The 14298-nt window shown below is 56.3% G+C and carries 7 protein-coding genes, 2 tRNA genes and 1 pseudogene; 7 read left to right on the plus strand and 3 right to left on the minus strand.

Going from position 1 to position 14298, the window contains the following annotated elements:
- The first annotated feature begins 1239 nt into the window (after positions 1-1239).
- The gene (locus tag BLS57_RS12420) at positions 1240-2538 is read left to right on the plus strand and encodes a hypothetical protein (RefSeq protein ID WP_093742791.1); all 1299 of its coding nucleotides are present in this window, start codon (positions 1240-1242) and stop codon (positions 2536-2538) included.
- Positions 2539-2869: 331 nt separating this feature from the next.
- Here the strand turns inward: BLS57_RS12420 and BLS57_RS12425 are convergent, their stop codons facing one another.
- Complete coding sequence (locus BLS57_RS12425) at positions 2870-4525, minus strand: hypothetical protein (protein ID WP_139186634.1); 1656 nt, start codon at positions 4523-4525, stop codon at positions 2870-2872.
- Complete coding sequence (locus tag BLS57_RS12435) at positions 4515-6356, minus strand: site-specific integrase (protein WP_139186635.1); 1842 nt, start codon at positions 6354-6356, stop codon at positions 4515-4517. The genes BLS57_RS12425 and BLS57_RS12435 overlap by 11 nt, the downstream gene beginning before the upstream one ends.
- A 931-nt stretch (positions 6357-7287) precedes the next feature.
- On the opposite strand from BLS57_RS12435, the gene BLS57_RS12440 reads away from it, so the two are divergent.
- Positions 7288-7377 (plus strand) — tRNA-Ser (locus tag BLS57_RS12440).
- A gap of 91 nt (positions 7378-7468) precedes the next feature.
- Here BLS57_RS12440 and BLS57_RS12445 read toward each other — a convergent pair.
- Positions 7469-8494, minus strand: coding sequence for a tyrosine-type recombinase/integrase (locus BLS57_RS12445; protein WP_167356427.1), 1026 nt, complete (start codon positions 8492-8494; stop codon positions 7469-7471).
- Positions 8495-9411: 917 nt separating this feature from the next.
- Here BLS57_RS12445 and BLS57_RS12450 point away from each other — a divergent pair.
- The 5 genes and pseudogenes from BLS57_RS12450 to BLS57_RS12470 all read left to right on the plus strand — a co-directional run.
- On the plus strand, positions 9412-10998 hold the full coding sequence (locus BLS57_RS12450; protein ID WP_093742806.1) for a gamma-glutamyltransferase family protein: 1587 nt from the start codon (positions 9412-9414) through the stop codon (positions 10996-10998).
- 69 nt (positions 10999-11067) lie between these two features.
- A complete protein-coding gene (locus BLS57_RS12455) occupies positions 11068-11745 on the plus strand; it encodes a DUF1045 domain-containing protein (RefSeq protein WP_093742809.1) in 678 nt (225 codons plus the stop codon).
- A 144-nt stretch (positions 11746-11889) separates the two neighbouring features.
- A tRNA-Asn gene (locus BLS57_RS12460) sits at positions 11890-11964 on the plus strand.
- Between the two features lie 347 nt (positions 11965-12311).
- Positions 12312-13268: a hypothetical protein gene (locus BLS57_RS12465; protein ID WP_139186636.1), complete on the plus strand. Its 957-nt coding sequence runs from the start codon at positions 12312-12314 to the stop codon at positions 13266-13268.
- Positions 13216-14217, plus strand: a pseudogene (locus tag BLS57_RS12470) (transposase); the annotation flags it as partial. The gene BLS57_RS12465 and the pseudogene BLS57_RS12470, both read left to right, overlap by 53 nt.
- Positions 14218-14298 lie beyond the last annotated feature (81 nt).

The following is a 14298-nucleotide window of genomic DNA, read 5'->3' on the forward strand; positions in this document are numbered from 1 at the left end:
TAGCGCACATTGCGAAACGCACTCCCCATCATAAGATGGGTTCGTTCTCGCAGCCCGGATCACACCCTACAACGTGACCCCGGGCCAACGCTTACATCCAAGCACGGATGGAGGTGCAGGAGGCTCCATGACAAGATGCCTCTTCAATCTGGCGTCTGGCACCTACGAAGTCCTTTATGTGATGGCACTTTCGCGTCCCGGCCGGCTTGTGCCAGACCCACAATACGTTCCCAGCGGTATCAACCTCGGCGATAAATTGCGGTTTAGAGTTCATCGGAAAGCTCTCCTGCTGTCGTCAAAGGTTAATAATAGCATGGTTTGCTGCCATCACGATGTGAAACCTCCCGACGCGTGCCGTGGGTTCGGTGCAAAATGCCAAAGCGGAGATGTGCTATGACTTTCAGGCTTCCCGCACGCTGCCCTTCCTGTGCTGCAAGGGTCCCGCGCGCCGCCGCCGGACGCTGTCCAAGTTGTCACTACCAATTCACTCGAGCAGTTTGGCAGCGGTCGACGAAATGCCGCCGTTGCGATACGCCGATTTCTGTTCGAGACGGCGCTAAGCTGTGCCGTCTGCCGTAGCCGGGCTTCCTCGAGCTTCGTGGCGTAGCTGATTTCTCTAATACTACGATCAGAAAGGAGACGGTTGCAGCTTTCGAACTTTTTCCCACTGTTCTATTCTGGGCTCATGGTTGACCTATGTGGGCTCGGTGAAGGTTGTAAACACTGCTACCAGTTCAACGACGACGCAGGTCTATTCCTTCTCATTTTAGGGAAGAGAGCCCTTTTTGCGACAACCCTGCATTCCTGCGAAGCTACGACCGGATAGCGGCCCTTGAATGGCTAATGGCAAGGGGCAGGGTGTCCGCTTCGTGGTCATCTGATCAATAAAATGCTGCACGATGTGCGAGTGGCCGCTCTGACGGGCTGCGTTGCAGCATGAGGTTAGCGTTTGAATGGCAGGTCAGGGCCGGGAGCGACGGCTGCGGTGGCCCGCCATGTGTTCGGCTCGCTGCGCGGCCGTAGGTCAGCTGCGACCCCTACTAAACCATTCGACATGGCGCAGCGAAGGTCAGGGTCCATTGTAGCTGACGTGCAAAAATAAGAAATCTGCACGGGGCGTATGTCGAGGTGTGGACGAAGCAATAGGTTCGCACAACGCAGACTGAAGTTGTACGAATTTTCATCGCACTATATATGGACTTCTCTACTTTTAATGGCTCAATATAAGGTATTGGCACTATGGCTGGGCGAAAAAAGGATGGCGACAAGATCGCCAACATTCCAAGCACTGCAAATCTCGCCGCCATGCTACCCATTGTGGATAGCATGGCGGCTGCGCCTGGCTTCATGAAATTGCTCGGCATGTCCCCTGACGCAATTAGCGAACTTAAGCAATGCGCACAGAAACTGAAGGATCAAGCCAGCATTCTAACCCTACCGGATGAGTTCAATGCTCAGTTCGCTAACCAAGGCTGGATCGCGACCGGGGCAATGTCGGCAGACGTGATGCGAAACGCACTCGCACATTCACGAGACGGCAACGGAGAAGCAGCCGAAGCCGAAATCCTATCGTGGTTCACCGAGGACAACATTCGGCTCTTTGCGATCACGCGCGGCAAGCGGTTCAACAAGGCGCAAGAGCGCTATCACCAGATGGTCGAGGCGCTGGCCCTCTACAAAGAGGAGCGGTACATCTCAGCGGTGCCGCTGATCCTGATCGTCTGCGACGGGCTGGCGTCCGACGTTCTCGGCACGAGCCCGTTCGAGAAGGATGCCGATCTGTCGTGCTTCGATTCCATCACCGGACATCCGACATCGCTTCCGACGCTGATCAAGCTTGTGACCAAGGGGGTGCGCAAGTCGTCTGACGATGCGCTCTCGCTGCCCATGCGGCATGGAATTCTGCACGGCAGATCGGTCAACTACGCCTCGAAAGCGGTCTGCTGCAAAGCTTGGCTGATGCTCATCGCCTTGGTCGATTGGGCTTGCGACAAAGCCGATGAAGAGGCGCGGCGCGACCGTCACGCGACGGAACAGAGCGAAACACTGCTGGGCTCACTCTCGCAGCTCCGCAAGACGCAGGAGGATAGGCGGAAGCTCGATGCGTGGGTGCCTGTCGTTTTGGAGGCTCCGTTCAATCAGCCATTGGAGCCAGGATCACCAGGCGAAGCGTTCCACAGGTTCTTTTCGGGCTGGAAAGCCAAGAACTACGGCATGATGGCCGCGCACGCGGTCAACCTGACGGGAAAGTCACCAGGCGCGATGGCGGGGGAACTACGCCGGGATTGCGAGTTCATCGAGCTTCTGGAATTTGATTTGGTCAAAATCGTTCAAGCTAACCAAGTATGTGCTGACGTGACTCTGGACGTGCGCGGCAAGACCCTCAACGGGCCGGTCGAAGGCCGGATCGATGCAATGGCCGTCTGCTATCTGCCGAACGGCGACCCGGCTATGCCGACCGATGACGGCGGCACTTGGTGCGTCCAACAGAACTGCATCTATAAGGTCATGCACCTTGATAAACCGCCAGAGGAATAGACGCATTGATTTGCACACGACCCATGCACGCTATAAGTTCTTGTAACCATAGGCGTCGACTGGTCGTGCAAAAATCACAATTTCTGAACATACAAACGAGAGCAATCATTCGGCGATTGGCAGCAAAGTCCTGCACAACAGCCATCCGAGCGATGTAAATGCTGTGCGTCGCGCGAACGTCCGGTTCGGTGAAACCACGCTGCAGCTATCCACCGACTGACGGACGGCAATTTTGAGCCGAAAGACGCATCTTCGCGATCTTGCGATTTGGAAAAGCACACTGAAGCCCAAGAGGCTTTACGCCACCGTTCGATGCTAAATCGACCTCTTCTCATTCGTTACTCATTGAAGGGAAGTGCTTTGCGATTAAATCTTCTGAAAAGCCAGAAATAAGTACCTGGTTAGATTCAAGCAGCAATGCATCATGCATGGCTTTCCCTTGATAGAATTTTGCCGTTTTTGGGTCCCGCTGTGCACAGAGAGATAGAGCCATCTCGACACCATCACGCCCCATTCTGCCGAGCTCCGTGTGGACGAGTGAGCGCGCAATGTGCGGTCCACATTTAATATGGCGCTGCCAATAGTTTGCGACACATTTCCTTGAAATATGTCTGCCATTGGAGTGAGCAAACAATGGGAGCTTGTTTTGCAACGCCTCGTTCCGCTTCATACTAAGGAAACGTTCGTCGCACCCACGCAGCAGAAGGGCATCAAGAAAGGGGGATACAAAGTCACAGATCTCGCCGTGAAACTCCACTCCACATTTTCGGGTACAAAGATCAAGGCGATATCGTACGCCCGTGTGTGTCAACTGCTCCCCCCATAGCATGTTGGTGTCCGCGACACGAAGGGGCACCAGAGTAAAAAGTGCCAAGGCAGTTGCAGCGTTGAGCTTCGCCATGCGCAATTCGAGAGATCGTTGTGTGCGGGAAGTCGCGAGCAAGTCGGTTGCCCGCCCCAGTATTTTGCTCGCCGACCCGATTTTATCCAACTTTTCGAATTTCTTAGGAATGTCCTTCTTTCTCTTCCAGTGGAAGTCCCGTGCAATTTCCGAGAGGTCGTTCAAAACAGCTTCGGACACCGGAATAACCTTCGCAAATCGGTGCAAAGCAGAAACGTTAATCTCTATGGTTGAATTTGTTGCTTTCCGACTTTGCAGTTCCGCTACAAGAGCAAGCGTTGTGCATCTGTCGATATCGAAAGGCAAATCCAACTTGTCACAACAATAACAGAGTGTCCGCAATGCCGTTTCAACGGTTGGCAGAAATCCAGAAGAAATCGGAATGCCTTCAGTATTTCCGTTCTCAATAAGGTCGAGAATGTTTTTCCAGTTGTCTGGAAGGGCCGCCCTGCTGACCGCAAGTTCATGTGGCCAGGAAGTCCGATACTTAGACCCAGTTCCTTGCCTTCGAGCTCGTAGCGATGAAATAGCTAAATTGAGCTCTTCCTCGATTGACGGCACCTTGGGGATATCGAGCTTATTAAACGCGGTCTGTAGAGCGATAAGGGCGGATTCAGAGGCCCACTTGGCCGCAAAGGACATGTAGTCCTGTGACGTCGGTGACCGGATCTCTTTGTCACTCAGAAAGTGTAACCAGTCATCCAGTCGTTTGACTTCGTGGATATGAAGTCGATCTATATTGCTTTGTGGCAAAAACGGGTGCCACCATTCTGCTTGCAATATCTCACTACGCATCTTCTTGCCATCGACCCGTCGACGATTGTCGGTCACAGCCGCAGCAAGTTCGACTTCAAAGTGTCGGTGATCCGGCAGCACTCGGAGCATTGATTCTTGCAGATATGAGAGCACCCCACGGGTACCAACAGCTTTGGCAAAATCCAGTAGAACAAAGCGATCAATTGCATGAATATCATGCTGTTCCAGCCAGCGCTGAAACCGTCGTATACGCAGGCTGTGCTTGCTTCGTTGACCTCCTTCAACCTGTAGTGAGAGAATTTCGGCGGAACAGGTTGGCTCATGCGACACGTGGAAGCTCCTTTGACAGTTCTTGCTGGCCGGCAAGCACCAATTTGTCGTGGTCGATCCAGGCGTAAGCTGTGCGGCATACCGCTTCTGAGTCTCCAAGCCGAGCGGATACAAGAGACCAGTTGCCTGGGTTTTGTGCCACGAGAATAGAAGCTTGGCCGTGGCGGAACATGTGAGGGTTCATCCCAGGGAAGCCGCAATTAGCGGCGCAGTCGGACCACCATGATTTGAACGTTGCATACGATAGAGGCTTCGTTGCCTCTGTGACTGCAGGAAAGAAGTGGTCGTTGTCCTTGTGATTGCGAAAAAGGGGGCGAATTTTGGTCTCAAACCAACGCATCGTCTCAAGCCCGCGGAATGGGCTCGCCGCCTGAATAGCTGCGTGAATGCCCTTACGATTCTTCACGAACGCACCAGGAATGCTCATTCTCCCGTTGTCCGACTTTCCAGTGCCCAGAAACAACCAAGGGGACTTGCCGCGGTATGTCAGAGCCAGAATATTGGATACCCTTGCCGGGACAGCATCGGTTTCCAGAGCTGCGAAAGCCGCGCATGTGCCATAGCGACGCGCCTTCTGGAGATGATGTTCGGTTTCCCGGCCTGTCGCTTTTTGTGCGGCTCGAAGGTGGAAGTTTGCCTTTTCCCTGAATTGGATGTGAAGCGACAGAAACCGCAACCTGGCATTCATGTCTCTTACGACGCTTTCACAGAAGGACCGAACGTGTGGCACCATCTCGCCTTTGCACCGAGCTCCAGCTTTGAGCCAAGTGTCCGTATCGAGGATGCTTTTGACGGTTGAAGCATCCTCGCCATTGCGCTCCAGGAACGGAACAAGGTTTTCGATGTAACCTCGGGCAGTGCGAGGTGTGATAGCGCCGTCTTCACGACCTCTGTCGAGATCTCGAAGCTTTCGAACGACTGATACCAAGACATTTCTGTCAAAGACGGCTGCAATTGTGTCAAGCTCAGGGAGTGAAACTGCCCCCGCCAATTCAGCGGTTGTAAGGACCTTCTTTACCGCACTCATAAAGGGTTGAGTGGAAATCCCATTCGTGTATCGATTGTCAGTAATTGACCAGCGACCGCGTGATGCCAACTCGACCCAAGTATTTAGTTCATGCAGCAGGCGTTCAGGTATTTCGACAGCGTTAGCGCGCGCTGGCTTCTCAAAGCAGATGGGCTGAACAGGTAGAAGCCCCTGCACGCGCGGATCCTTGCTGCTCCGAACTTTGTCGAGGAGCTCGAATGCTTTTGCCACAGACTCCTTTGCCCCTGCGGTGGGAGCGGAATTGTAAAGATGAAGCGCGAGCTCCGGGTCAATCTCGCTGGTTTCCAAATTCTGCTTTCTGGCAGTATCTGCGCAACTTTGAACGCTTATGAGCTGCTTCTGATTGGATATTAGCGTAGGCTTTAAGCCTGAGGTGTAAATTTCTTCGAGCGCGTGCTGCAACGAAGACCAGCTATCCTGTCGAGACCTGCGCGCCCGATGTTCGGCGATCAGGCCAGTCGCGCCGTTGATGGCTGCAGAAACGTTTCTTTTCCAGCGCTTGGCAGCGGAGAACGTTTTACCCCAAGAGCTCTCGTAATTCCTGTTCGGGAACTCCCTGTGGAAATACATAGAGCAGGCTGGGATCCGGTCCGCACTGCCATTGAGGAGCCGTACTAACTTCTTCACTGCCTGGGTGTAGGTGCGACGGACTGACCGGGCGAGGTCACAGCTATCGCTGTCGAGCCAGTTCAGCACATCCTGCAAGGTTTCTGCTTTGGGCACCGCCTTTGCCGCATCGCTTTGGGGGATGAATTCGAAAGGATTATATGTCATAGGTGTCATGTCCTCTTTTGGCCCTTCATCGTTCAGATTGGCCGTTCTTCGTTGGGACGAAGCGGAAATTGACACACACTGCTCAATAGAAGTCGCAACATTATTGCCGAGTGGTTGTCATGTTTTCCGTTGTTCGTCGGGGGTGTCATTTAACCGTTCTCGGTGGCCGCAGATCGTGCTTCGGCGAACGGATTGTAGGTATTGGACGGAGGTTCTTGAGTGAGGTTGGCCAAGGGTTTTAGTGTGCGTCGCGCTGCCGTCGAAGCGACCGGATAGTGTGGGACTGGCAAACCCGCCTGCCAAGCGCGCAGCTGGGCTGTTCGCCAGAGCATCGGTTTTTTCCGGAGCGGGATCGGGTCTGGAAAACTCGGATCAGGCTTTGAAACGCCACGCCGCCGTCCAGATCGTACAGACTCACCGAGTGCTTCAGCCACATCGACTGCGGTACAATGCGGAAGCTTTAATTCTTCCCACCTGTTGCGTCGCGGCGGAGCCAAGCCCTCAGTTGCCCAGACAGAATACCAAGGGAATTTGCCTTTGACTCGCCGTAGGCCGAGTGCCCGTGCAAGGTCAAGAGCGGCCCTGACAGATGGCATTCTCCAATATTCAGCCAGCTCTTTTGTGCTTATCGAACCTGGATCGTCGTTGGCGCTTTTCATGACCAAACCTCCTTACAAAAAGGAGATCGGTTCGAGTGAGTGATGACGGAAACGCTTTTTGATCCTTGGCCCTCGCGCTTGGTGATCGGCAACTCCAAACTGTCTTGACGCAGTTCAGGGCGCTTTCGCTGTAAGGGAAATTGACCAAATGTTTCCCAAACCCAGTGCCATTCGGTGCCAATGAGTGCCATTTTAAGGGCATTTTGGCCCAGCTAAGAAAATTTCAAAACTGGAGGTTTTCGCCTTGTAACCCATATGTTTCCTTGGCTATACGCGTCAGTGGAGACGTGGCCGAGTGGTCGAAGGCGCTCCCCTGCTAAGGGAGTAGGCCCGGAAGGGTCTCGAGGGTTCGAATCCCTTCGTCTCCGCCATTAACATATTTTTCCCTTTCTCTTTAGTGAGTTGCGTGGGATGCTGGCGAACCTTCGGGATTGGTTCGTCAAGCGTTGTTCATCGGCTGATCTATTGTAGCCGTGTGAGTGCGTTGGTGGCCAGAGCTGGGCGACTTACGTCCTGAGTGTAGCGCATCACTTCTGCAAGGGTATGATGACCCGTGACGGCCATAATCTCATGAGGACTCGCACCTGCTTCTGCCAGGCGCCTTGCAATTGCCCTGCGCAGGCCATGCGAAGTGCAATTCGGTAGCTTGGCTTCGTCGCACCACTCACGCATCAGGTTGCCCAAGCCATTCGGCGAGCGACTTTTTCCTGCTTTGGTCTCCAGGAACGTGAAAGCTGCTGGAGACCGTGTATCGATGACTGCGCGAAGCTCAGGGTGTATGGGTATGTCGATCAAAACTCCTCCGCTGTCTTCTGTTTTCTGCCGCCGGTAGCGCAGCCGATCCCCGTGAACATTGCCCCGTCCCAGTTTTACGGCGTCTGAACGAGCGGCCCCAGTATACAGCATGAGGGTCATTGCCGAGTGAGCGAGCGTCCCCGGACGGTGAACTGCATAGTATTTTTCGATCTCTTCCTCGGTCCAGGTATGAAAGCCCTTCGAGCGCACTTTCAGCGGCTTAACGAAGGCGACGGGGTTATCATTCCGCCACTCGAGATCGACGGCGAGATCGAGAATCGCACGTAGGCGGTCGCGGAGATTGTTTGCTGCGGAAGGCGTGTCGCTTTTTGCCGCGAGGATCGCTTTGATGTGTCGACGCTCGAGATTCACTGCGCTCTTGGTCCCATGCTCTTCCCGGAACCGCTCGAGAATGCCACGGTAAGTCTTTTTTGTGCTCTCTTTCAGCTCAAGAAACTCTGCTGAGCTGTAGTAGCGGGCAATCAGGTCTGAGATTGATTTCGGAATGGTTTTTCCGACCCCTGCGCCCGTGGCAGATCGAATTCCAGCAACCGCGTCTTCATAGCGACGAACAAACTCTGGGGAGCCATAATCAGACCCAAGTTCGGCAGAAAAACCCTTGCGGCGGAAACGCCAACGCCGTTTGCCGTGACGATCGTAGTAGGCCGACGCCCCCGGAAATTCCTTGCGCACGCGCCGGCTCATGCGACACCAACGGCGCTGATAGCTAAGGGAGAAAAAAACACCGCCTGCCAGCAGATCGCACGTAGGCGAGCGTCAAATAGGTTCGTCTGACTCGAAATTCCTTTAAGGTTACAGAGCAGGTGTGCGTAGTGGGTTCGCCAACTTAAAGTGTTGATAATACTTCGGGGCGACAGTCCCTTCGTCTCCGCCATTACCCCCCCCCCTGAAATCGTCTTGCGCCTCGACGTTCTGTTCAGAGCGAACTGGCGCACGCGTGCATGCGTTCCCGCTCCAATAGCCCCACAACTGTCCCCCTAACTCCGAAGCCCGTTCCGTCTGGCGACCGCAGCATGCATGGAAAGTTAACTCCGGGCCTGCATGTTTTAGCCTCCTTCGTGCCTTATTTACGGCCTTTTTCTTTGGCAGCGTTTTGAGGATCCGGGGGGACCAAATCCTAGACAGCTTCCCTGCCTTCGCAGGCGCGCTGTCCTTTGAAAGGGAGGTGTCCGGTGGTTGCACATATTAGAGATTGGTCGCGCATCCTGCATAACTGCATCTTCTCTGATGCGGATCAGTCGCTCTGTGCGAGAGCATGGCAATATCGTTCCGAACATCGCCTTTGGGCAGTTTGGGTCATCGTGTTTACGCCAGCGCATTGTGAGCGGAGCTTTCGCCATCACCGTACGATGTTGCGCGTGGAGCAGCGCAAAGAGCGTCGGCGTTCTAGATAGTATTATCCTCTAATTTATTCGGCATCTGGTAGTTCGCAACAGTCCACCTAAGACGGGCTCTTACAACATTAGCGCGCAAAATGCGCCCATGCCGTTGCATACCGTTCGTTTCGCGGTCAGTTTGCGCGCAAAGCGTTTGGCCTACGCGGAACCCAAGCAGCAAGCCGACGCGAAGCATCTTTATAAAGGACAGCTATGCTCCGTCACGATCCGATTTACTCGTCTCACCGTTCCCCTGTTGTTGCCGACAATGTCGTAGCGACGTCACAGCCTTTGGCCACGCAGGCAGGTTTGGCCATCATGCAGCAGGGGGGGAACGCAGTAGACGCGGCAATCGCGACCGCTGCCACCCTCACAGTCGTAGAGCCGACAGGCAACGGGCTCGGGTCGGACGCTTTCTGTATCCTCTGGGACGGGGAGAAGTTGCACGGGTTGAATTCCTCGGGCCGGGCCCCTGCGGCGTGGTCGCCTGAGCGTTTCCCAGATGGCATGGTGGAACATGGTTGGGACAGCGTCACCGTGCCGGGCGCGGTCAGCGCTTGGGTGGAACTGTCCGAGAAATTTGGCAAGCTTGATCTGGCCACGGTGCTGGCCCCGGCAATTGGCTACGCTGAAAACGGTTTTCTAGTGTCGCCCACCATTGCCACACTTTGGGCCCGTGGGGCCGAAGTGCTGGGCAAACAGCCGGGCTTTGCCGAAACCTTCCTTCCGGACGGCCGCGCACCGCAGGCGGGCGAGCGTTTCCGCAATCCCGGGGCCGCGCGCACGCTGCGGCTGATTGCCGAAACCAAGGGCCGCGCTTTTTACGAAGGCGAGATCGCTGAAGAGATCGTTGCCCATGCCAAAGCCAACGGCGGCGCTATGACGCTTGAAGATCTGGCCGGCCATGCCCCCGAATGGTGCGGCACGATCAGCCAGTCTTTCGACGATGTGGAGCTGCATGAAATCCCGCCAAACGGGCAGGGGATCGCCGCGCTTATGGCGCTCGGCATCTTGGAGCACAGCGACATCCGCGACCACGGCCCTGATGACCTCATGTCGGTGCACCTGCAGATTGAGGCTTGCAAACTCGCCTACCGCGATCTGCACGCCTACGTCGGCGACCGCCCGGCTATGACCGAGGTCGATGAGACCGCGCTGCTCGATCCAGCCTATCTCAAATCCCGCGCGGCTCTGATTGCTGCGGAAAAGGCCCAGGATTTCGGTGCCGGTGCGCCAAAACAGGGCGGCACGGTTCTGATGAGCACCGCGGACGCTTCGGGCATGATGGTCAGCTTCATCCAGTCGAACTACGCGGGCTTCGGTTCGGGTGTCGTCGTGCCGGGCACCGGAGTGTCAATGCAGAACCGTGGCTTTGGCTTCACCACCGAGCCGGGACATCAGAATATTGTCGCAGGGGGAAAGCGGCCCTTCCACACGATCATCCCCGGTTTCGCAGTGAAGAACGGCGCGCCACTGATGGCCTACGGCATGATGGGCGGACCGATTCAGGCGCAGGGACATATGCAACTGCTGCTGCGCACCCAGCTTTGGGGGCAGGACGTGCAGGTCGCCGCCGACGCACCGCGCTGGCGCATCCTGTCGGGACTGGAGGTCGCATGCGAGCCGACGATGGCGCCTGAACTTCTTCAGGGCTTGCGCGATCTGGGGCATCAAGTGCAGGTTGAATCCCCGGACAACGCCTTTGGCTTTGGCGGCGCGCAACTCGTCCAGCGGCTGCCCGAAGGCGGTTATTCCGCCGGGTCCGATCCACGCAAAGACGGGCAGGCGGCAGGCTTCTAAAGCGGGCGCTTAGCGACTGACACGCGGTGCGGCTCAATGGGGCCGCGCCAAGCGTTACTTGGGGGTGAAATGGACTACGAGCGCTATGCGATCTACTTCACCCCGTCCGGCGCCTTCGGCCAAGCCGGGGCGTCTTGGCTTGGCTGGGACATTGCCCAAGGGCGACAGGTGACACCCCCGCATATCGACGATTTCCCCCTCGCTGACTTCACCGAGACACCGCGAAAATACGGGTTCCATGCCACCATCAAACCGCCGTTTGCTTTGGCCTCCGGGCGCAATCCGCAAGAGTTGCAGGCCGCCTTCGAAGCCATGTGCAAAGAGCTTGAGCCGATTGCGCTTGCCGGGCTCAACTTTACCTGGATGGGAGGCTTTCTCGCTTTGACCGCAGAGGGCGACACGGAGCTGCTCAACGCCTGCGCTGCCCATGTCGTCAGGACCCTCGATCCGTTCAGGGCGCCGCTTTCCCCCTCAGATCTCGCCCGCCGTCAACGGCCAAATCTGACCGATGCGCAGCAACGTAATTTGCGGGACTGGGGCTACCCGCATGTCATGGCCAGCTACCGCTTTCACATGACACTCACAGGCCGCGTCCCCCGCCGCCAACGCGATGCAGTCGGGGCCGTGGCTTTGGATCATCTAGGTCCCCATATCCCCCGCCCGTTCTTGGTGGGCGACCTATCTTTGGTAGGGCAGGGCGCAGATGGCATGTTCCACCAAATCCAGCGTATGCGACTTCTCGGATAGGACAGCCGATTCAATATTTCCCGCGAACTCATGCGCGCGATTGAAAAAATTTGCAGTTCATCTCCAAAAGCCCTTGCGCTACCCGGACCGCCCAAGTTAAAGAGCCGCTGTCCGGTAGCGATGCTGCTGGACGGACATAGGCATTCCGGCGTAGCTCAGCGGTAGAGCAGTTGACTGTTAATCAATTGGTCGTAGGTTCGATCCCTACCGCCGGAGCCAACCTTCCTCAAAGTGGTTGGGATTAAACGAAAAAGCGCTCCCTCGGGAGCGCTTTTCGCGTTTCGGACACAGGTTCTGACACACCGCCTTACACACTCCGGACACAGCGGAGTCACAAGGAGTCACACCTGGTGTCACAAGCCCGTTCCAAACACGCGCGCATTCCTCATCTCGAACTTCGGCCTCAGGGCTATGTCTGGAGGCGACGAATCCCCCGCTCGATCCTGCGCCTGACACCGGTCATGGCGAGGCCCGAGCCGATCGATTTCGTTCCAGATCGAGTCAAACCGACCCGAGTCGACTGCGTTTTGCGAAGTCCCAGTGCCTGTTGTGAGGGAGTTCAGGATTTGCAAGAGGAAAATATGGGGAGTCAAACCGTCGTTTCGCAAATGCACATATGTCTCGCGCTCAAATCTGATGCTTTTGCTGTTGCTGCTGAACTTGCTCGCAGGCTCAGCGCTCTCAGTGATCAAATTTTCCTCTACGCGGCGACAACCATGAGCCTTTCATCTCAAGAAACCACAGCCTTGCTGACTGCATTCGCTCGCTTCGAAATTGAAGCGGATGACCGCGAGCGTGCCTTGGCGGATCCGAGATCGCCCAAGGTCGCTCAGGCTGCCCTCGAACGAGAGGGCGCCCGCCAAGCGGTCCTGCGCAAAGCATTCTTCGAGAATGACTATGACGTCGTGCGGGAGCCGTTGCGAGAGGCCGCAAAGCACCTCGGGATCGAGCTTCCGGATTGGGCAAGCGAGCAGGCGCGCCTGCTGGCTTACGAAGCCACACGCGTGATGCTCGATGCCAGCCATGAGAAGGTCCGGCGGGACCGGGGCGAGTTCCCGGGCCCAAGCCCGTATTTTTCCAGTGTGATCGCTGAACAATCAGACCCGGGCGCCATCGCCCGCAACCCGGCGCCGGCAATCCTCGACGCTACAATTGATAAGGAAGAAGCGATGAAACTGTTCCCTCATTCCCGGCATGCCTCACCCGAGGCTGAACAAGAAAATTCGGGCCCCGATCAAACGCCGATTGCGAAACCGGCTGTCAGGGTTCTCCTCAAAAAGCGGGGGGTCCTTCAAAGCTGCCCACCTGAGATTCTCGCAAGTTTGGAGAGTGGCGAACCGATCAGGTTCGACATGGCGGCCAACCTCTATCTCCATCTGAAGGAAGCAGGTTTCGCTGACGAGTGGCACAAGTATCAGCGTCCCGATGCGGCCGTGGGGAGAAGGTGGTCCAAGTCGTCGGGCGCCGGGCGTCGCGCGCTGCATCGCCGAAGGTCTGGTCAGCGGCCAGCGAATGGCGATTGACGCCAGCCTGATCGAAGCCGATGCGAACAAGCAGAACTCCACACCGAAGGAAGACTGGGACGCAACGCACATTGATTCGGCTGATGCGCCCCGCGCCGTGCGCGAGTATCTCGACACGCTGGATAAGGCTGCATTTGGCGCGGCCAGCGAGGTGCAGCCCAAGTTCACCTCGCATTCTGATCCCGCCAGCCAATGGACGGCGGCGCGTAAGGGTCCGGCATTCTTCAGCTATTCCGATAACTACCTGATAGACACGGATCACGGTGTCATATTGGACGTTGAAGGCACCCGTTCGATCCGACAAGCCGAGGTTGGATCGACCCAGACCATGCTTACACGGGTGAAAGCCAAGTTCGGCCTGGTCCCCGACTGGATGATCGCCGACACAGCCTATGGTTCAGGCCCCATGCTCGGCTGGCTCGTGGAACGCAAGATCGATCCCTACATCCCTGTGATCGACAAGGCCGGACGCCCCGATGGGACCTGGACACGCACAGATTTTGACTGGGATGCGCTGAACGACCAATACATCTGCCCCGAGGGCCACGCGCTCAAACAGTTCCGCCGGAATTACTCTGATCCAAGCCGGGGGCCGACGGGCAAGGGCACCGCGCGCTATCGCGCCTTGAAAGAAGTCTGCCAGGTCTGCCCGTCCAAGCAAAAATGCTGCCCCAACGCTGAGGCGCGCAAGATCACCCGCGAGGAGCAAGAAGACGCGCGTCAGGTTGCCAGAGATTTGGCCAATACTGAAGAATATCAGATTGCGATGAAGCTCAGAAAAAAGGTCGAAATGCTCTTTGCCCACCTCAAACGCATTCTCGGGCTGGGACGACTGCGATTACGCGGCCCATGCGGTGCAAATGACGAATTCCTCCTCGCCGCAACCGCCCAAAACCTCCGCAAACTGGCTAAGATTTTTCCTGCACCGCAGCAAACGCGCAAAGCCTGATAGGAAAGACGCTCGCGCGATCTTCAAGGCGCAGCTTTTTGCGCAAGCAACACGCTGTTTTTCCACATGGTGTAATCTGAA

The organism is Sulfitobacter delicatus (assembly GCF_900102535.1).
GTDB classification, from domain to species: domain Bacteria; phylum Pseudomonadota; class Alphaproteobacteria; order Rhodobacterales; family Rhodobacteraceae; genus Sulfitobacter; species Sulfitobacter delicatus.